Below are 18,404 nucleotides of genomic sequence, written 5' to 3' on the forward strand. Positions count from 1 at the left end.
ACGAGCGGCGCGCGCAGCGCCTCACGCCGTCCGCAGCAGTTGCCGCACGGCTGGAAGGTTACGCCGGCTCACCTCAGGCGCGACGTCCGTGCCGGCCAGCCGCGCGAGCACGCGGCCATCGGGCAGTGTCTTCAGGCCTTGCAGGCGTTCCCGGGGCACCAGGCAGTTGCGGTGCAGGCGGACCAGGCGCTCGCCGTGCGCGGCTTCGAGCTGACGCAGGGATTCGTCGATCAGCCACATGCCGCCCGCATGGTGCACGGCCACGTATTTCTCGTCGGCCAGGAGGTAGAGCACGTCGGCAAGTGCCACGCGCACTTCGTCGGTGCCGCTGCGTGCGCGAAGCCACGCGACGCGCTCCGTGTTCTGCGGCGGTGCCAGCCGCGCGAGCGCACGGTCGAGTGCCTCGTCCAGCCGCTCGGCTCGCACCGGTTTGAGCAGGTAATCCGTGGCGCCGAGATCGAAGGCGCTCAACGCGTGTTGTTCGTAGGCGGTGCAGAACACCACCTGCGGCCGTTCCACCAGCGCGCCGAGCCGGCGAGCCGCCGCCGTACCCGTGAGTCCCGGCATCTCGACGTCGAGCAGCACGAGATCCGGTTTCAGTTCGGCGCACGCTTCGAGCATGGCCTCGCCATCGCCGACCTCGCCCACGACGGTAACGTCGGAACGCCGCGCCAGCAGTCCGCGCAGGCGCACGCGCGCCAACGGCTCGTCATCGGCGATCAGTACGCGCACGTGCAGCCTCCGGCAAGAAAACGGTCACCACGAAACGTCCCTCGCGCACACTCGCGTCCACGGTGGCCCGCTCGCCGAAATGGAAGCGCACGCGCTCGCGCACATTGCGCAACCCGTGTCCATTGCCGGGCGTGGCCGGTGCGTCCGCGACGGGGTTTTCCACCACGATCTCCACGCCTCCCGGTACGCGCCGGCCGCCCAGGCGGATGCTGCCCCCCTCGCGCAACGGCTGCACGCCGTGCCGGATGGCGTTCTCCACCAGCGGCTGGAGCAGCAGGCGCGGCAAGGGAAGATCCGCCGGCACATCGATGTCGCGCTCCACACGCAGGCGGTCGCCGAGCCGCAGCGCCTCGATGTCCAGGTAACGGTCCACCAGCGCCCATTCCTCACCCAGCGTGCCAAGGGACGTCTGGTCGCTGCCGAGCGCGGCGCGGAACAACTCGGAGAGGTTCTCCACGGTGCGCTCGGCGGCGTCCGGATCGACGCGGATGAGTGCGGCCACGGCATTCATGCTGTTGAAGAGGAAGTGCGGCCGTATCCGTGCCTGCAAGGCCGCCACCTGCGCCTGCGCGGCGGCGGCCACCCGCACCTGCCACTGCGCCACTACGTAGAAGTAGCGAAGCAGGCCGGCGCCGAGCAGGCCCGTGGCAAGCATGCAGTCGCGCACGAAGCCGAAGCGCGAGGCCGGGCTCAGGCCCGCGGCCAGGTTGTGGTCGATCCAGCCGAGCGTGGCCGCGCTTGCCCCAACCGTGGTCACCAGGAGCAGCCACACCGCCGCATACGGCCATAGCCCCGGCAGGCGCTGCATCCAGGGGCGCAGCTTGCACAGCGCCACGGTAAGGAGCACCGACAACCAGCTGGTGAACAGCACCGCGATGCTGTAATCACGCAGGTCGCCGTCATTGCCCGGCGCCAGCCACATCAGCGTGACCGTGAGCGCGCCGACCACCAGCAAGGCGAACAGCACGGGCAGGCTGCAGAAATCCGGCAGCGGTGCCGATGGCTGGCGTGGATGGCGAAGTTCCGCGGACATGCGCGGAGTATGCCGGAAGCCGGATCGTGCACAGCTGATAAATCGCTCAGAGGCGCGCCTTTGTGGGAACCGCTTCAGCGGCTCCCACAAGAGCGGGCATCAGCCTTCGGCGAAGCGCTCCGACAACCAGCCGCGGATATCCGCGATCTCCGGCAGGCTCACCTGGTGGCCCATGGGATAGGTATGCCAGTCGATGCGGTGGCCGAGTGCTTCCAGCGCCTGCCTCGAATGCTCGCCCAACACCATCGGCACGACGGGATCGGCGCTGCCGTGGCCCCAGAAGATTGGCGTGGCGTGGTTTGCGCCGCTGCGCTCGGCCTCGATGGTGTCGTGCAAAGGCAGATAGGCGGAAAGCACGAGGATACCCGCGAGGGCCTCGCGATGGCGCAGCCCCGCGGACAGCGCCATCGCGCCGCCCTGCGAGAAACCGGCCAGCACGATGCGCGAGGCGGGCACGCCGCGTTCTTCCTCACGCGCGATCAGCGCCTCCACCTCGGCGATGGAAGCGCGGATGCCCTCCGCGTCCTGCTTGTCGGCGATGGACAGCCCCTTGATGTCGTACCACGCCCGCATCGGCACGTTGTTGTTCACCGTGACCGGCCGCACCGGCGCATGCGGAAAAACGAAACGCACCCCCGGCCACGCTGCGTCTACCAGCTCCGGCACGATGGGCGCGAAGTCGTTGCCGTCGGCGCCAAGGCCATGCAGCCAGATCACCGACCAGGTGGGCGAAGGGCGGGTTTCGTGTTCGACGGTGGGCAGGGGCATGCCAGGAACTCCTTGCGGGGCCCTTGATCGTAACAGGCCGCCCTTGTAGGAGCCGCTATAGCGGCGAGACGCCCGCGCAGCGATGAAGCCGTGGGCGGGGTTTCCTCGACGCTATAGCGGCTCTTACATACAGGGGGCGACTGGCGAAACCTTTTCAGAGCCGGGGCGCACCTACCGGTATGCATACCGGAGCGCAGTACCACCAGTTCTTCCTGACCTCCAGACGCGAAGTGGCCATACGCGAACGCTTCCAGCAGCACGTGCAGCGGCTGCTGGCGCCGGGCGCCGTCGTGCTCGACTTCGGTGCGGGCACCGGCATCGACGCAAAGACCTATGCGGGGAAAGGCCATCGCACGTACGTGTACGAGCCGTCGCCTTCGATGCGTGCGCACCTCGAACTCTACTGTCGCGACGACATCGCCGCAGGCGAGGTCGTCATCCTCGATGCGGACCTTCCTTGCCAGGTAGATGCCGTGACCGCGAACTTCGCGGTGCTCAACCACATCGCGGACCAACGCACGTTGTTCGCACAACTCTCGGGCGTGGTGCGCCCGGGTGGCTTCATCCTGGCCAGTGTCCTCAACCCATATTTCCTGGGCGACGCGAAATATAGCTGGTGGCGGAATAACCTGCTGAACCTTGTGCGCCACGGCCACTACGGGTTCGCCACCGAGAGCGGCATCCACCGCTTCACGCCGCGCCTGCCCGCTCGCGCCGCCCGCCCGCACTTCCACCTCGACCCCGTGTTCCCCGGCGGCGTCGGCAAGTTGTTCGCACCGTATCTGTTCCTGCTTTTCCGGCGGACCTGATCATGTGGCGGAATGCGATCCGGCGGATTCTTCCATCCGTACCGCAGTGGGCGACGGTGGCCCTCGAACCATGGGAAAGACTGGTCACGGCCGAACTGTGCTGGGACGGTGGCCGTGCCGACGCCACGGACGACCACACCGTTGCGTCGCTCAAGCCGTTGACCGTCGCCACGAGCATCGACGCGGGGGACCGCCCTGCGCTGCAATACTTCGACGCCGCCACAGGCCGCGCGCTCGGAACGCTGCGCCTGACGAAAGCACGGTCTTTCGTCGCCGGCAATGCAGGCATCCACTTATACGAGGTCGCAGCCGGCGAACACCGATGCCTGCCTTCGCCGCTGCGCGAATGGACGGCATGGCGACAGAACCGGAACATGCTCCGGCACCGTGCCGCCAATCACCTGAACATGGCGCCGGCTGCCGCACAGCAATTGATGATCAGCTACCTGTGCCCGCGGCCTGTCGTGCTGGTATCCGTCGATACCGAAACCCATCGGAACATCTTCCCGATGGACCTCATCGGGCCGTTGGCGAACGCAGGTCTGTTCACGCTCGCCTTGCGCAGCAGCAACGTCTCGGAGGCTGTCATCCGGGACGTGGGCCGCGTGGCGCTGTCGCATCCGCCGGCCTCGATGAAAGCGGCGGTCTACGGGCTGGCACGCCATCACAAGGACGCGCTCGCCCGGTGGGACGACCTTTCCCTTCCCGTCGTGCCTTCCGGCGAATTCCGCATTCCTGCCATCGCATCGGCGTTATGCGTGCAGGAACTGACCATCGTCCACAGTGTGGTCGTTGGCTCTCATACGTTTTTCGTCGCACGCATGGCGTCATCGGAGCTGCGTCATGCCGGTACGCAGCTCCACCATACGGCGGGATTCCATCAGTACGAGCGGAAGCGCCGCGGCATGCCCTTTCCGGAAGTTTAGGGTCCCTGGCGGCGATTACTCTCCGAGCCCAAGTTCAGTCGCGAAGAACGTCATCGACAGTGCCTGGTTGCCTACGCGCTGGCTGAAGGGCGCGCCGATGCCGTGGCCGGCGTTCATGCGGGTGAGCAGCAGCACCGGCTGGCCGGAGGTGCTGGCGTCCTGGAGCGCGGCGGCGAACTTGCGCGATTGCCACGGGGCCACGCGCGGGTCGTTGGCGCCGGTGGTAAGCAACACGGCCGGGTACTTCGTGCCCTTCTTCACGTTGTGCAGCGGCGAGTACGCCAGCATGGCCTTCGCGACCGCGGGATCGGACACGCTGCCGTACTCGCTGACGTTGTAGGGCCCATTGGCGAACGCGGTTTCATGGCGCGGCACGTCGTAGATGCCCACGGCGCCAACCACCGCGCGGTACTGCTCCGGATGCTGGGTGAGTGCCGCGCCCATCAGCAGGCCGCCATTGCTGCCGCCGAGGATGCCGAGGTGTTTCGTATCGGTCCACTTCGTGTCGATCAGCGCTTGCGACGCGGCATAGAAGTCGTCGAACACGTTCTGCTTGCGCGTCTTCTGGCCCTGCTCGTGCCACGCCTCGCCGAACTCGTTGCCACCGCGAATGTTGGCGTAGGCCAGCACGCCGCCGCGTTCCAGCCAGGCGAGGTTCGCGCCGATGAAACCCGGTGTAACGGGAATGCCGAAGCCGCCGTAGCTGTAGAGGATGGTCGGGCGCTTGCCGTTCGGTGTGGTGCCGTCCATCGCGATCACGGTGACGGGAATCTTGCTGCCGTCCTTCGAGGTGCCTTCCACCCGGGTGACCCGTACCTTCGAATAATCGGCGGCCGGCTTCACTTCGAAGATCGTCTTCAACGAGCCGGAGTTGCCGTCGTATTCGGCCCAACGGGTGGGTTGGGTCCATCCCGCATAGGTGATGAGCGCCTTGGCCTGGCCCTTCTCGGCGGCGACGCCGCCGATGGCGATGCCGGTGGCGGGCAAGGGTACGCGGCGTACGAAGTTCGCCTTTCCGTCGTACTGGTCCGCCCACCAGTCGGGACCCGCGCTGCGCACCACGAGGAAGCCGTCGCCGAGCGCCGTCACGTGCTGGATGGCGCCTTTGCCCTCCGGAAGCACGTCGGTCGCCTTGCCGTTCGCGGTGACCGCGACGATCTTGCCCTGCGGTGCACCGGCGAAGGTCACGACGTAAAGCGTATCGCCCACCCAGCTTGCCTCGCGCGCGTCGGCCTCGTGGCCCAGCACGCGCTTGAACCCACCCTGGCCCTCGCGCAAGTAGACCTCCGCCGGGCCGCCGTCGCCTTCGTTCGCCAGCAGCGCGGTGGCCTTGCCATCCGCACTTTCCTTGAGGATGTACTCGGCCACGTGGGAGTAGCCCTTGCCGAACGCCACGGTGTCCTTCGCCGCCGGCTGACCGATGACGTGATGGGCCAGGTAGGCATCGAATTCGCGTAGCGGCTTGCCATCCGACGGCGCATCGAAGCGCGCATAGGTCACGCCCTTCTCGTCGGCATCCCAGGCCAACGCCTGCGGCGTGGTGCCGCCGCCGGCAAACGGCAGCACGTCGCCGAGCGGCTTGCCCGTGCGCGTGTCGAGGATATGGATGGTCGTAAGTTCGCTGCCGCCTTCCGCGGTGCCGTAGGCGAGGTAGCGGCCACTGGGTGAGGGCCAGTAGGCGGTGATGGCCGTGTTGCCGTCGCCCTTGTTGAGATCCACGAGTGTGCGCGTGGCGCCGTCCGGCCAGGCCTTCGCGACGAGCACAGGCTGCGGCTGGGGCGGCGTGTTCTCGAAATAGAACAGCGTGCCGCCGGCCAGCGTGGGCGAGGAGCGCGTGGTGGAGGTGATCGACAGTTCGCGGATACGCGAACTCAGTGCCTTGCCCAACGGCATGGCGCCGATAGCAGCCTCGGTGTATGCGTTCTGCGCATCGATCCATTGCTTCACGTCGGCCGCCTCGGGGTTCTCCAGCCAGCGGTAAGGGTCGTTCACCGGTTGGCCGGCCAGCGTTTCCGAAACCACTCGCTTCGGCGTGGGCGGCGGTGCGGAGGTGGCGGCTTGCGCCGAGACGGCGAGGAACAGGCTGGCGGCGAGCAGGCGGGGAACGAGGACGCGCATGGGTTTGAACTCCCTTGTGATCTGCCGAGCGTAGCAAAGCCGCGGAGGCTCCGGGCTCTGTGGGGGCCGGCTTCGCTGGCGATCGCGGCAGCGGGCAACCTTGTCGCGCGCATCCATCGCCGCTGAAGCGGCTCCCACACAAAGCTGGCGCCAACCCGGATGGCGATCCCGCCACTGGCTTCGCGAGCGGGTTATGCTCCCGTGATTTGTCCCCACCCGGAACTGCCTCCGATGCGCGCACTCGCCGCCGCCCTGATCGCCACCCTTGCCGCCGCGCCGGCGTTCGCCGCACCGCCTCCCTTGGACATGGAAACCATCATGGCCGACCCGGACTGGATCGGGCCGGCGGTGGAAGACCCGTACTGGAGCGTCGACGGCAGCCAGGTCTTCTATTCCCTCAAGCAGGACGGCACGCCGGTGCGCGACCTTTGGCACGTGCCTGCGAACGGCGGTACGCCGGAACGGCTCGACGCGGCGGCAGCGGCCCGGGCAGACGGCGGCAAACCCGTGTTCGATCGCGCCCACGGGCACGCCGCCTTCGTGCGCCACGGCGACATCTTTCTGCGCGACCTCGCCAGCGGCAGCACGGTGCAGGTGACCCGCACCGCCGCGAAGGAACGCGATCCGCGCTTCTCCCTCGATGGCCGCTTGCTCACCTTCCGCGCCGATAACGACTGGTTTGCGTACGCGGTCACGGGCGGTCCCGTGTCGAAGGCAGCCGACCTCGAAACGAAGGACGACCCGAACGACAGGAAAGCCGACGACCTCGCCGACGGCCAGCAGGCGCTGTTCAAGACCTTGCGTGGCCTGCGCGCGGACGAGGAGGCCATGAAGGCGGATGCCGATGCCCTGGCGGCCGCCGATCCGGGTCGCGTGCCCCGGCCGTTCTGGCTTGGCAAGAACGTGAGCATCGTCGATACCTCGCTGTCGCCGGACGGCCGCTGGATGCTCGTGGTGACCGAGGCGAAGGACGCCGACAAGGGCAAGATCGCCGACCTCACGCATTACGTGACCGATTCGGGTTACGCCGAAACCGAAGCCACGCGCAGCTACGTCGGCAGGAAGGACCCCACGCCGCAATCGCTGCGCCTGCTCGATCTGCAAACGCATGCGAGCTTCGACCTCGACACCGCCACCCTGCCGGGCATCGGCGACGACCCGCTGGCCGACATCCGCGCGAAGACCGTCGCCGCGCTGCGCAAGGAGGGTAAGGGCGATCGCGCCGACGCACTGGCTGCGCCGAAGACGCGTCCGGTTATCGTCAACGGCGAATACAGCCCCGGCATCGTGTGGAGCGACGACGGCCGCCAGGTCGCCGTTCAGCTGCGCGCGATCGACAACAAGGATCGCTGGATCGCCACCGTGGATTTCGACCGCCACGCCCTGGTGTCGCAACACCGCCTTACCGACAAGGCCTGGATCAACTGGGACGGCAACGACTTCGGCTGGCTCCGGGACGGCCGCACGCTGTGGTACCTGAGCGAGGAAAGCGGCTTCGCGCAGCTGTACATCCGCCCGCCGGGCAGCAAGGCCAAGGCGCTGACCTCCGGCCGTTTCGAAGTGGACCACCCGGTGCTGAGCCCCGATGGTTCGCGCTTCTACGTGCGCACGAACAAGGTGGCACCGTATAGCTACGACATCTATTCGCTGCCAGCACAAGGCGGCACGCTCACGCGCGTCACGACCTTCGAAGGCCTCGACGATTTCGCGCTGTCGCCGGACGGCACCCGTCTCGCGGTGCTGCATTCCTCGCCGTACGTTCCCTCGCAGCTGGCCACGGTGGGCGTGGACGGTTCCGCGGCGCGGGAACTCACGGACACCCGCAAGCCCGCATACAAGGCCCGCGAATGGATCGCGCCGAAGATCGTCCAGGTGCCTTCGACCCACGGTGCGGGCACGATCTGGGCCAAGTTCTACGGCCCGGCCGACGCCGCCACGGCGGCCTCGCGCCCGGCGGTGATCTTCGTGCACGGCGCGGGTTACCTGCAGAACGTGCACCTGTCTTACCCGGCGTATTTCCGCGAGCAGATGTTCCATAACCTCCTGGTGCAGCGCGGGTACGTGGTTCTCGATATGGACTACCGCGCGTCCAAGGGCTACGGTCGCGACTGGCGCACGGCCATCTACCGGCAGATGGGCCATCCGGAACTGGACGACCTGCTCGACGGCAAGGCCTGGCTGGTGGCGAACCACGGTGCTGACCCGAAACGCGTCGGTGTCTATGGCGGCAGCTACGGCGGGTTCATGACCCTGATGGCGCTGCTTCGCGCACCCGGTGAGTTCGCCGCCGGCGCCGCGCTACGCCCGGTGACCGACTGGACCAGCTACAACCACGAGTACACGTCCAACATACTCAACGACCCGCAGCTGGACCCCGATGCGTACAAGACCAGCTCGCCCATCCAGTACGCCGAGGCCCTGGCCGACCCGCTGCTGATCGAGCACGGCCTGATCGACGACAACGTGCTTGCCAGCGATTCGATCCGCCTCTATCAGCGCTTCATCGAGCTGCACAAGAAGAACTTCTGGATGTCGCTGTATCCGATGGAGAGGCACGGCTTCGTGCACGCGGACTCCTGGTACGACGAATACCGCCGCATCGACGAGTTGTTCCGGGAGAGGCTGGAACACTGAGGCGATAGAGTCACTGGGTTCCTGCCTTCGCAGGAACGACGCCGCGAGGGCACGTCGCCCCTGCGAAGGCAGGGGCCCAGCGACTTTCCGCCCGAAGAGCTTCAAGAATTTACGGAAACGTTACGCCCCCACGCCGCCGCGTTACACCGTAAATATCGTTCCAGGCGAAGAATGCGCACCGTCCTAGTCGATGGTGCGCAATCGTGGAATTCCTTTACGTTCTTCTCGTCGTCGTCCTCACGGCCGTGACGATCGGCTTCCTCATGATCTGCGACCGGCTGGGTCGCCGCTGAGGACGCCGCCATGACCTTTGCCTACATAGTCGCCGCAGCCATTGCCGTGGCCCTTACCGGTTACCTGTGCGTGGCCCTGCTGAAGCCGGAGTGGTTCGAATGACCACGAACGACTTCCTCCAGATTGGCCTTTTCCTCGTCGTGCTGCTGGCGCTGGTGAAGCCGATGGGCCATTACATGGCCCTCGTGTTCGCCGACGAGCCGAACCGCGTCACCCGCTTCGGGGCCGGCGCGGAGCGCCTGCTCTACCGCCTTGCCGGCGTTCGTTCCGACGAGGACATGGGGTGGAAGCGCTATGCCATGGCGATGCTGGTATTCAACGTGGCCGGCGTGGCCTTCGTGTACCTGCTTCAGCGCACGCAGCAATGGTTGCCGTTGAACCCGCAGCATTTCGCTGCCGTGGCGCCCGACTCGGCCATGAACACCGCCGTGAGCTTCGTCACCAACACGAACTGGCAGGGTTACGCGGGCGAGTCGACCATGAGCTACCTCACGCAGGCTCTGGGCCTTGCCGTGCAGAACTTCCTGTCGGCCGCCACGGGCATCGCGGTGCTCATCGCGGTGGTCCGGGGCTTCGCGCGCCGGGGTGCCGCGGCCGTGGGCAACTTCTGGGTAGACATGACCCGCGCCACGCTCTACGTGCTGCTGCCGTTCTCGATCGTGATCGCGCTGCTGCTCGTGTCGCAGGGCGTGGTGCAGAACGTGGCGCCTTACCTGGACGTGGCCACGCTGGAGCACGGCAGGCAGACCCTGCCGATGGGGCCCGCGGCGTCGCAGGTGGCTATCAAGATGCTCGGCACGAATGGCGGCGGCTTCTTCAATGCCAATTCCGCGCACCCCTTCGAGAATCCCACGCCGTTCTCCAACTTCGTGGAGATGATCGCGATCTTCCTTATCCCGGGCGCCCTCTGCTGCACGTTCGGGCGCATGGTGGGCGACCGCCGCCAGGGCTGGGCGATCCTCGCCACGATGCTGGTCATCTTCGTGCCCCTCGCGGTCGGTCTGGTCGCCGCGGAGCAGGCCGGCAACCCCGCCCTGCACGGCCTGGCCGTGGACGCGCATGCCACCGCCCTGCAATCGGGCGGCAACATGGAAGGCAAGGAAACGCGCTTCGGCATCGCCTCGTCCGGCCTGTTCGCCGCCATCACAACCGCCGCGTCCTGCGGTGCGGTGAATGCGATGCACGATTCGCTGACGCCGCTCGGCGGCCTCGTTCCCATGTGGCTCATGCAACTGGGCGAGGTGGTCTTCGGCGGCGTGGGTTCGGGGCTCTACGGCATGCTGGCGTTCGCCGTGGTCGCGGTATTCATCGCCGGACTCATGGTGGGCCGCACGCCCGAATACCTGGGCAAGAAGATCGAGGCCCACGAGATGAAGATGGCCAGCCTGGCCGTGCTCGTACCCTGCGCGCTCGTGGTCGTGTGCACCGCCGTCGCGGTCATGGTGCCCGCCGGTGTCGCGGGCGTCGCGAATCCCGGCGCCCATGGCTTCAGCGAAATCCTGTATGCGGTCAGCTCCGCGTCCAACAACAATGGCAGCGCGTTCGGCGGTCTGTCCGCGAACACGCCCTTCTGGAACGTGCTGCTCGCCATCTGCATGTTTCTGGCGCGCTTCCCGCTTGCGATTGCGATGCTGGCCATGGCCGGATCGCTGGCCGCCAAGGGGCATGTGCCTCCCTCGGCCGGCACGCTGCCCACGCACACACCGCTGTTCGTCACGCTGCTGACCTGCGTCGTGATCGTCGTCGGCGCGCTCACCTTCCTCCCGGCGCTGGCCCTCGGGCCCATCGTCGAGCACCTCACGTCTCTCACGGGCCACTGATCCATGACTTCCCACGCTCACGCCGCGCGCGGATTCGACCGCGCGATGGTGACACGCGCCCTTGTCGACGCGTTCCGCAAACTCGATCCGCGTACGCAGTTCCGCAACCCGGTGATGTTCGTCGTGTTCGTGTGCAGCGTACTGACCACCCTGCTGTGGGTGCAGGCGCTGGCCGGCCACGGCGAGGCTCCCACGGGCTTCATCTTCTGGGTGACGCTGTGGCTCTGGTTCACCCTGCTGTTCGCCAATTTCGCCGAAGCGCTCGCCGAAGGACGCGGCAAGGCGCAGGCCGACGCGCTGCGCGGCTCACGTCGCGATGTGGCCGCGAAGAAGCTCGCCGCACCGAGGCACGATGCGCAGATCGTGTTCACGCCTTCCAGCGAACTGCGCAGCGGCCACCACGTGCTGGTGGAAGCCGGCGACATCGTGCCGGGCGATGGCGAGATCGTGGTGGGCGCGGCCAGCGTCGACGAGAGCGCCATCACCGGCGAATCGGCACCGGTGATCCGTGAGGCCGGTGGCGACCGCAGCGCCGTGACGGGTGGCACCCGCGTGCTCTCCGACTGGCTGGTGGTGCGCATCACCAGCAACCCCGGCGAGAGCTTCCTCGACCGCATGATCTCGATGGTGGAAGGCGCGTCGCGCCGCAAGACGCCGAACGAGATCGCGCTCACCATCCTGCTGGCGAAGTTCACCCTGATCTTCCTGCTGGCGTGCGCCACGCTCCTTCCCTACTCGATCTACAGCGTGCAGGCCGCGGGCAGCGGCAATCCGATCACGCTTACCGTGCTGGTGGCGCTGCTGGTGTGCCTCATTCCCACCACCATCGGCGCCCTGCTGTCGGCCATCGGCATCGCGGGCATGGACCGGATGATCCGGGCGAACGTCATCGCCACTTCCGGGCGGGCCGTGGAAGCGGCGGGCGACGTGGACGTGCTGCTCCTGGACAAGACCGGCACCATCACGCTCGGCAACCGTCAGGCGGTGGCCTTCCATGCCGCACCCGGTATCGAAGAACGCGAACTGGCCGAAGCCGCCGACCTCGCCTCGCGCGCCGACGAGACACCGGAGGGCCGCAGCATCGTCGCCCTGGCGGAGGCGAGGTTCAGCCTGCATGGGCGACGCCGCGACAACGACGCCACGTTCGTGCCGTTTACCGCACAGACGCGCATGAGCGGCGTCGATGTCGGCACCCGCCACATCCGCAAGGGCGCGATCGACGCGGTGGAGCGTTACCTCGACGGCCAGGACAGCCATATGCCGCCGCTGGTGCGACGCATGGCCGAAGACGTGGCGCGCCGCGGCGCCACACCGCTCATCGTCGTGGACGGGGCGCTGACGCTGGGCGTCATCGAACTCAAGGACATCGTGAAGGACGGCATCAAGGAGCGCTTTGCCGAGATGCGCCGCATGGGCATCCGCACGGTGATGATCACCGGCGACAATCCGCTCACCGCGGCCGCCATCGCCGCGGAAGCCGGCGTGGACGACTTCCTCGCCGAAGCCACGCCCGAGGCGAAGCTGAAGCTGATTCGCGACATGCAGGCCGAGAACCGCCTGGTGGCCATGTGCGGCGACGGCACCAACGACGCACCGGCGCTGGCCCAGGCCGACGTGGCCGTCGCGATGAACAGCGGCACCCAGGCCGCGAAAGAGGCCGGCAACATGGTCGACCTCGATTCGAACCCGACCAAGCTGATCGAGGTCGTGGGCATCGGCAAGCAGATGCTCATCACGCGGGGCGCGCTCACCACGTTCTCGATCGCGAACGACATCGCCAAGTATTTCGCGATCATCCCTGCCGCCTTCGCGACGACCTACCCCGCGCTCAACGCACTGAACGTGATGCACCTTGCCACCCCGCAGAGCGCCATCCTGTCGGCGGTGATCTTCAATGCGCTGATCATCGTTTTCCTCATTCCCCTTGCGCTGAAGGGCGTGGCCTATCGCGCGCTGGGCGCCGCCGCGCTGCTTCGCCGCAACATGCTCGTGTACGGCCTGGGCGGCATCGTCGCGCCCTTCGTCGGCATCAAGCTCATCGACATGTTGCTGGTCCTGCTGGGACTGGCCTGATCTAAAGGCATCGCCATGCGCAACGTCCACCTCACTGTACTCATCGAAGACTCCGACGACATCGACATGAATGTGCGCGTCGTCGCGCCGGCATCGTCGCACGCGGCACCGGTGGTTCCGTTCAAACCCCAGATCGTCGCCACGCGCCATGACGCGACCGACGACGAATACACGCTCGGCGGATACGCCGGCATCTGACCCACGACGAATACCCATGAAAACCGTTCTTCTGGCGGCCTGCGCCGCCGCCTTTCCCCTCGTGTTCTCCGTTCCCGCCCATGCAACCGATACACCACCGGTCACGGGCAATGTGGCGATCGTGTCGGACTACATGTTCCGTGGCCTGACCCAGACCTGGGGCCACCCGGCCATCCAGGGCGGCGCCGACTACACCGCTTCCGGCGGCTTCTCGGCCGGCGCCTGGGCATCCAGCGTCAGCGATCGCAGCTACGCGGGCGGTTCGATAGAGCTGGACCTCTACGCGAGCTTCGGCCGCCCCATCGACGACGACTGGTCGTGGCGCCTCGGTGTCTACGGTTACGTGTACCCGGGTGCCAACCTCGACCAGGCCGCGGGATACCGCGGCCGCTCCTTCGACACGGTGGAGGCCAACGCCGCGCTCACGTGGCGCAACATCACGCTGAAGTACAACCGGTCGCTCACCGACTACTTCGGTGCGGATCGCGAACAGGGCTACGACGGCGACACCCGCGGTACCGGCTACCTCCAGATCGACGCCACCTTCGCTCTGGCCGATGCCTGGACGCTTGCGCTCCATGCAGGGCACACCCACTACACCGCCTCGTTGGCCACGCCTACGGCGTACGGTGTCCGCGACGTGGATTACAGCGACGCCTCGGCGACCGTGAAGTATGCGATCGACCCCCACTGGTCGGTGAGCGTCGGGGTCACCCACGCGACCAACGGGCGGTATTACAGCCACGTGTCCAGCTATACCGACGTCGCCGACACCCGTGACGTGGGCGGCACACGCGGTCTCGTCATGTTCCAGGGCACATTCTGAGGAGTACGCCATGACATCCCTTCTTCGCCCCGCCCTCGTACTGCTCGTGGGCTTTACCGTCATCACCGGCGTGGCCTATCCACTCCTCGTCACCGGCGCCGCACAGGCGGTATTCCCGCGTGAGGCAAACGGCAGCATCGTCGAGTCGGGCGGGAAGCCGGTCGGCTCGTCGCTGCTCGGCCAGTCGTTCGCCGAGCCGCGCTACTTCTGGAGCCGTCCCTCGGCCACGAGTCCCGATCCCTACAATGGCACGGCGTCGGGCGGATCGAACCAGGGCCCGACCAATCCGGCCCTCACTGACGCGGCAAAGAAGCGGATCGCCGCGTTGCAGGCGGCCGACCCTGGCAACACGGCACCGGTGCCGGTGGAACTCGTCACGGCGTCGGGCAGCGGCCTCGACCCGGAGATCAGCCCGGCGGCGGCGCGTTACCAGGTGGCCCGCGTGGCGCATGCGCGCGGGCTGGACCCGGCCACCGTGCAGTCACTGGTCGAGTCGCATACGGAAGGGCGCCAGTTCGGCGTGCTGGGCGAGCCACGGGTGAACGTGCTCGAATTGAACCTGGCTCTCGACGCGTCGCATCGCTGAGGTTGTGGGAGCCGCTTCAGCGGCGATGGGTGCTCGCGGCAAGGTTGCCCGCTGCCGCGGGATCGCCGGCATAGCCGGCTCCCACATCTCCCGGCATAGCCAGCTCCGACAGGGTTCCGGGCACCGTTCGGGTAACCTTTTGATCGACACTCATATCTTTCCTCGGCCACCTCCATGAACAACGATCGCGACGCCCGCGCCGATGCGCTGCTCAACGCAGCGAAGGACGAGGACGGCCAACGCCTGAAGATCTTCCTTGGCGCCTCGCCGGGGGTGGGCAAGACATACGCCATGCTCTCGGCCGCGCGCGATCTGCGTCGCCAGGGCGTGGACGTGGTGGTCGGCCTGGCCGAGACGCATGGCCGGACGGAGACGGCCGCACTGCTCGAAGGTATCGAGGTCCTGCCGACGCGGGCGGTGCACTACGCGGGACGCACCTTCCAGGAGTTCGACCTGGAGGCCGCCCTGGCCCGAAAACCGGCGGTGATACTCGTCGACGAACTGGCACACTCGAACCTGCCCGGGGGCCGGCACGCCTATCGCTGGCAGGACATCGTGGAACTGCTCGACGCGGGCATCGAGGTCTACACGGCGATGAACGTGCAGCACCTGGAAAGCCTCAACGACCAGGTGCGCCGCATCACCGGCGTGGCCGTGCGCGAAACCGTGCCGGACGCGTTCCTCGATCGCGCCCGGGACATCGTGCTGGTGGATCTGCCCCCGCGCGAGCTGATCGCCCGCCTGCGGCAGGGCAAGGTGTACGTGCCGGAGACGGCCGCGGTCGCGCTGGAAGCGTTCTTCTCGCCGACCAATCTCGCGGCACTGCGCGAACTCGCGGTGGAGACGGTCGCGGCGCACGTGGAAAGCGACCTGCGCGAGTCCATGCTCGCGCGCGGCGACGCCATGCCCGTCCGACGCCGCGTGGTGGCGGCCATCGATGGCGCCGCGCAGAGCGAATACCTCGTGCGCATCACGCGGCGTATCGCCGAGCGCCGCGGTGCGCCGTGGAGTGTCGTCTATGTCGATCGCGGCGGTACCGACAGTGCGCGCCGTGAGCGCGTGGACGCGGCAATGCGACTCGCCCGGCGTCTCGGTGGCGAAGGCGTGGTGCTGCGCGGCCATGCCGTCGCGGACGAATTGCTGGCCTGGGCCGACCGCGAGGGCGTGGGCCAGATCATCGTGGGGCGCACGCGGGAGCGCCCCATTGCACGGCGCCTGGGCTTGTCCTTCACCCAGCAACTGCTTCGCCGTGGCGCGCACCTGGAACTCACCATCGTCGCCACCCCTCTGGAACGGGCCAGCGCGCGACGACGGCTCCGCGCCGGCGTCAGCAAAGGCTCGCGCCGCGATTACGGCATGGCCACGGCCGCCACCGCGGTGGCGATGGCGCTGTCGTTCGTGGCCGACCGTTTCCTTTCCGTCGCCAACCTCTCGCTCATCTTCCTCACCGCCGTCTTGTTCGTCGCGGTGCGTACGCGCATGGCCGTCGCGGTGTACACCGCCCTGCTCTGCTTCGTCGGCTACAACTTCTTCTTCGCGCCGCCGCGCTACACGCTTGTCATCGCCAATGCCGACGACGTTCTGGCCGTGGTGCTGTTCCTGGCCGCTGCGCTGGTATGCAGCCGCCTGGCGACTCGGCTGTCCGGGCAGGTGGCCTCGCTGCGCGCGGCCCAGGTACGCGGACGCGTGCTGGTGACACTGGGCCAGCAGCTGGCCACCGCGGCGGATGCGGCGGCGATCCGCGAGGTGGGTGCACGGGCCCTGGCGCGTGCGCTGGACGCGCAGGCGAGCGTGCTCGCCCGCGACGCGGGGGGCGCGCTGGTGCCGGTTGCTTCCGCGCCGGAACCGTTCGCCCTGTCCGCGCAGGACGTTGCCGCTGCCGACTGGTCCGACGCGCACGCGGAACCCGCGGGGCGCTTCACCGACACGCTGCATGGCGCGTCGAGCTGGATGCTGCCTTTGGGCACCGAAGCGCAGCGGGCGGGCGTAGTCGCCCTGCGCTTTCCGGACACTCCCGGCGGCCCGGATGCGGACCGCCGCGGCATGGCGCTCGCGATGGTGCAGGACATCGGCCAGGCGCTGGAACGCGCGCGACTCGCCGCCGAACTGGAAGGCGCGCGCGTGGAAGGCGAAACAGAGCGGCTGCGCAACGCCTTGCTGTCGTCAGTGTCGCACGATCTGCGCTCGCCGTTGGCATCAATGATCGGTGCCGCCGGCACCTTGCTCGACTACGAAAAACAGTTGCCCGAAGGCGAACGGCGCGAACTGCTGGAAGCCATCCTTGGCGAAGGCCGGCGTCTCGACAGCTACATTCAGAACCTGCTGGACATGACGCGCCTCGGCCATGGTGCGCTCACGCTCAAGCGCGACTGGGTCGATGCCGGCGAGATCGTCGCCGCCGCGGTCTCGCGCATGCGCAAGCAGTTTCCCGAGACGCGGGTGGACATGCAATTGCCGCCGGGCACCGTGCTCCTGCATGTGCATCCTGCGCTGATCGAGCAGGCCCTGTTCAACATCCTCGAGAACGCGGCGCGTTTCTCGCCGCCCGACGAGCCCGTGCGCGTCATGGTCCGTGTCGAGTCCGGGCACCTGCTGGTGGATGTGAGCGACCGCGGGCCCGGCATTCCGGAAGACGAGCGCGAGCGGATTTTCGACATGTTCCATTCGGTGGCGCGCGGCGACCGCGGCAAGCAGGGCACCGGACTGGGGCTTGCCATCTGCCGGGGCATGATCGGCGCCCATGGCGGTAGCGTGCAGGCCTTGCCCCATGTCGGCGCAGGCACCACCATCCGGGTTTCGCTGCCCTTGCCGGCGCCGCCCGACGACAACCCATGAATTCCATCGCGCCGCGCGTGCTCGTGATCGACGACGAAGTGCAGATCCGCCGGTTCCTCGACATCGGCCTGCGCGCCGAGGGCTACCAGGTCTTCCTCGCCGGCAGCGGCAAGGAGGGGTTGGGCCTGGCCGCGACGCAGTCGCCCGATGTGGTCATTCTCGACATCGGCCTGCCCGACATGGAAGGCCACGAGGTGCTGCGCGAGTTGCGTGCGTGGAGCCAGGTGCCGGTGCTGATGCTCTCGGTGAGGGACGCCGAGAGCGAGAAGGTGAAGGCGCTGGACCGCGGCGCGAACGACTATGTGACCAAACCGTTCGGCATCCAGGAACTCATGGCGCGCCTGCGCGTGCTGCTGCGCACGGGAGCGAAGGGCGGGGAAGCCGCGGCAGCGTTGCGCTACGACGACGGCGCGCTGTCCATCGATGTGGCGCGCCGCGAAGTGTTCGTGGACGGCCAGGCCGTCGCACTGACGCGAAAGGAATTCGCGGTGCTGTCGCTGCTCGTGCGCCACGCCGGGCGTGTGGTCGGCCAGCAGCAGATCCTTCGCGAGGTATGGGGCCCGACCCATGCGCAGGACACGCACTACCTGCGTATCGTGATGGGAAAACTGCGGCAGAAACTGGGTGACGATCCGTCATCTCCGCGTTGGCTCAAAACGGAGCCCGGTGTGGGCTATCGCTTCCCGGCGTCCTGATGACAACGCAAACGTTTTCGTCCATCACGCCCATTTCATCGTGCGGCGCAAACGCGT

Annotated in this window: 15 protein-coding genes; 11 read left to right on the forward strand and 4 right to left on the reverse strand. The window is 67.6% G+C overall.

Features of this window, described 5'->3' with window-relative positions:
* Positions 1 to 21: 21 nt before the first annotated feature.
* From FHS47_RS15235 to FHS47_RS15245, 3 genes are all read right to left on the reverse strand, one after another.
* Positions 22 to 732, reverse strand: a complete 711-nt coding sequence (locus FHS47_RS15235) for a LytTR family DNA-binding domain-containing protein (protein WP_167029706.1) — start codon at positions 730 to 732, stop codon at positions 22 to 24.
* Complete coding sequence (locus tag FHS47_RS15240; RefSeq protein WP_167029709.1) at positions 710 to 1,765, reverse strand: histidine kinase; 1,056 nt, start codon at positions 1,763 to 1,765, stop codon at positions 710 to 712. The genes FHS47_RS15235 and FHS47_RS15240 overlap by 23 nt, the downstream gene beginning before the upstream one ends.
* A gap of 99 nt (positions 1,766 to 1,864) precedes the next feature.
* Positions 1,865 to 2,533 carry an alpha/beta hydrolase gene (locus FHS47_RS15245; protein WP_167029712.1) on the reverse strand — a complete coding sequence of 223 codons (669 nt, stop codon included), beginning with the start codon at positions 2,531 to 2,533 and terminating at the stop codon, positions 1,865 to 1,867.
* Positions 2,534 to 2,712: 179 nt separating this feature from the next.
* On the opposite strand from FHS47_RS15245, the gene FHS47_RS15250 reads away from it, so the two are divergent.
* Positions 2,713 to 3,342 (forward strand): class I SAM-dependent methyltransferase, encoded by a 630-nt coding sequence (locus FHS47_RS15250; RefSeq protein ID WP_167029716.1) that lies wholly within the window; start codon positions 2,713 to 2,715, stop codon positions 3,340 to 3,342.
* A 2-nt stretch (positions 3,343 to 3,344) separates the two neighbouring features.
* On the forward strand, positions 3,345 to 4,268 hold the full coding sequence (locus FHS47_RS15255) for a flavin reductase (protein WP_167029719.1): 924 nt from the start codon (positions 3,345 to 3,347) through the stop codon (positions 4,266 to 4,268).
* Between the two features lie 15 nt (positions 4,269 to 4,283).
* Here the strand turns inward: FHS47_RS15255 and FHS47_RS15260 are convergent, their stop codons facing one another.
* Positions 4,284 to 6,386 carry a prolyl oligopeptidase family serine peptidase gene (locus FHS47_RS15260; protein ID WP_167029722.1) on the reverse strand — a complete coding sequence of 701 codons (2,103 nt, stop codon included), beginning with the start codon at positions 6,384 to 6,386 and terminating at the stop codon, positions 4,284 to 4,286.
* A 231-nt stretch (positions 6,387 to 6,617) separates the two neighbouring features.
* Between FHS47_RS15260 and FHS47_RS15265 the strand changes: the two genes are divergently transcribed.
* From FHS47_RS15265 to FHS47_RS15305, 9 genes are all read left to right on the forward strand, one after another.
* A complete protein-coding gene (locus FHS47_RS15265; protein ID WP_167029725.1) occupies positions 6,618 to 9,020 on the forward strand; it encodes a prolyl oligopeptidase family serine peptidase in 2,403 nt (800 codons plus the stop codon).
* Between the two features lie 303 nt (positions 9,021 to 9,323).
* Positions 9,324 to 9,416 (forward strand): K(+)-transporting ATPase subunit F, encoded by a 93-nt coding sequence (gene kdpF / locus FHS47_RS15270; protein ID WP_167029728.1) that lies wholly within the window; start codon positions 9,324 to 9,326, stop codon positions 9,414 to 9,416.
* Positions 9,413 to 11,134: a potassium-transporting ATPase subunit KdpA gene (gene kdpA / locus FHS47_RS15275; protein WP_167029731.1), complete on the forward strand. Its 1,722-nt coding sequence runs from the start codon at positions 9,413 to 9,415 to the stop codon at positions 11,132 to 11,134. Before kdpF ends, kdpA begins: the two co-directional genes overlap by 4 nt.
* Before the next feature lie 3 nt (positions 11,135 to 11,137).
* Positions 11,138 to 13,207, forward strand: coding sequence for a potassium-transporting ATPase subunit KdpB (gene kdpB / locus FHS47_RS15280; RefSeq protein ID WP_167029734.1), 2,070 nt, complete (start codon positions 11,138 to 11,140; stop codon positions 13,205 to 13,207).
* Between the two features lie 15 nt (positions 13,208 to 13,222).
* Positions 13,223 to 13,405: a hypothetical protein gene (locus FHS47_RS15285; protein ID WP_167029737.1), complete on the forward strand. Its 183-nt coding sequence runs from the start codon at positions 13,223 to 13,225 to the stop codon at positions 13,403 to 13,405.
* 16 nt (positions 13,406 to 13,421) lie between these two features.
* Positions 13,422 to 14,231: a TorF family putative porin gene (locus FHS47_RS15290; RefSeq protein ID WP_167029740.1), complete on the forward strand. Its 810-nt coding sequence runs from the start codon at positions 13,422 to 13,424 to the stop codon at positions 14,229 to 14,231.
* Between the two features lie 10 nt (positions 14,232 to 14,241).
* Positions 14,242 to 14,817 (forward strand): potassium-transporting ATPase subunit KdpC, encoded by a 576-nt coding sequence (kdpC, locus tag FHS47_RS15295; RefSeq protein ID WP_167029743.1) that lies wholly within the window; start codon positions 14,242 to 14,244, stop codon positions 14,815 to 14,817.
* A 174-nt stretch (positions 14,818 to 14,991) separates the two neighbouring features.
* Complete coding sequence (locus FHS47_RS15300; RefSeq protein WP_167029746.1) at positions 14,992 to 17,652, forward strand: sensor histidine kinase KdpD; 2,661 nt, start codon at positions 14,992 to 14,994, stop codon at positions 17,650 to 17,652.
* Positions 17,649 to 18,347 carry a response regulator transcription factor gene (locus FHS47_RS15305; RefSeq protein ID WP_167029749.1) on the forward strand — a complete coding sequence of 233 codons (699 nt, stop codon included), beginning with the start codon at positions 17,649 to 17,651 and terminating at the stop codon, positions 18,345 to 18,347. The genes FHS47_RS15300 and FHS47_RS15305 overlap by 4 nt, the downstream gene beginning before the upstream one ends.
* Positions 18,348 to 18,404 lie beyond the last annotated feature (57 nt).

Source organism: Luteibacter sp. SG786, assembly GCF_011759605.1.
Classification (GTDB): domain Bacteria; phylum Pseudomonadota; class Gammaproteobacteria; order Xanthomonadales; family Rhodanobacteraceae; genus Luteibacter.

Bases quoted from the DNA above. Each gene is read 5' to 3' on its own strand.
- FHS47_RS15300 (WP_167029746.1), top strand. From the start codon at position 14,992: ATGAACAACGATCGCGACGCCCGCGCCGATGCGCTGCTCAACGCAGCG.
- FHS47_RS15260 (WP_167029722.1), bottom strand. From the start codon at position 6,386: ATGCGCGTCCTCGTTCCCCGCCTGCTCGCCGCCAGCCTGTTCCTCGCC.
- kdpB (WP_167029734.1), top strand. From the start codon at position 11,138: ATGACTTCCCACGCTCACGCCGCGCGCGGATTCGACCGCGCGATGGTG.
- FHS47_RS15285 (WP_167029737.1), top strand. From the start codon at position 13,223: ATGCGCAACGTCCACCTCACTGTACTCATCGAAGACTCCGACGACATC.
- FHS47_RS15250 (WP_167029716.1), top strand. From the start codon at position 2,713: ATGCATACCGGAGCGCAGTACCACCAGTTCTTCCTGACCTCCAGACGC.
- kdpC (WP_167029743.1), top strand. From the start codon at position 14,242: ATGACATCCCTTCTTCGCCCCGCCCTCGTACTGCTCGTGGGCTTTACC.
- FHS47_RS15245 (WP_167029712.1), bottom strand. From the start codon at position 2,533: ATGCCCCTGCCCACCGTCGAACACGAAACCCGCCCTTCGCCCACCTGG.
- FHS47_RS15240 (WP_167029709.1), bottom strand. From the start codon at position 1,765: ATGTCCGCGGAACTTCGCCATCCACGCCAGCCATCGGCACCGCTGCCG.
- FHS47_RS15290 (WP_167029740.1), top strand. From the start codon at position 13,422: ATGAAAACCGTTCTTCTGGCGGCCTGCGCCGCCGCCTTTCCCCTCGTG.
- kdpF (WP_167029728.1), top strand. From the start codon at position 9,324: ATGACCTTTGCCTACATAGTCGCCGCAGCCATTGCCGTGGCCCTTACC.
- FHS47_RS15265 (WP_167029725.1), top strand. From the start codon at position 6,618: ATGCGCGCACTCGCCGCCGCCCTGATCGCCACCCTTGCCGCCGCGCCG.
- kdpA (WP_167029731.1), top strand. From the start codon at position 9,413: ATGACCACGAACGACTTCCTCCAGATTGGCCTTTTCCTCGTCGTGCTG.
- FHS47_RS15305 (WP_167029749.1), top strand. From the start codon at position 17,649: ATGAATTCCATCGCGCCGCGCGTGCTCGTGATCGACGACGAAGTGCAG.
- FHS47_RS15255 (WP_167029719.1), top strand. From the start codon at position 3,345: ATGTGGCGGAATGCGATCCGGCGGATTCTTCCATCCGTACCGCAGTGG.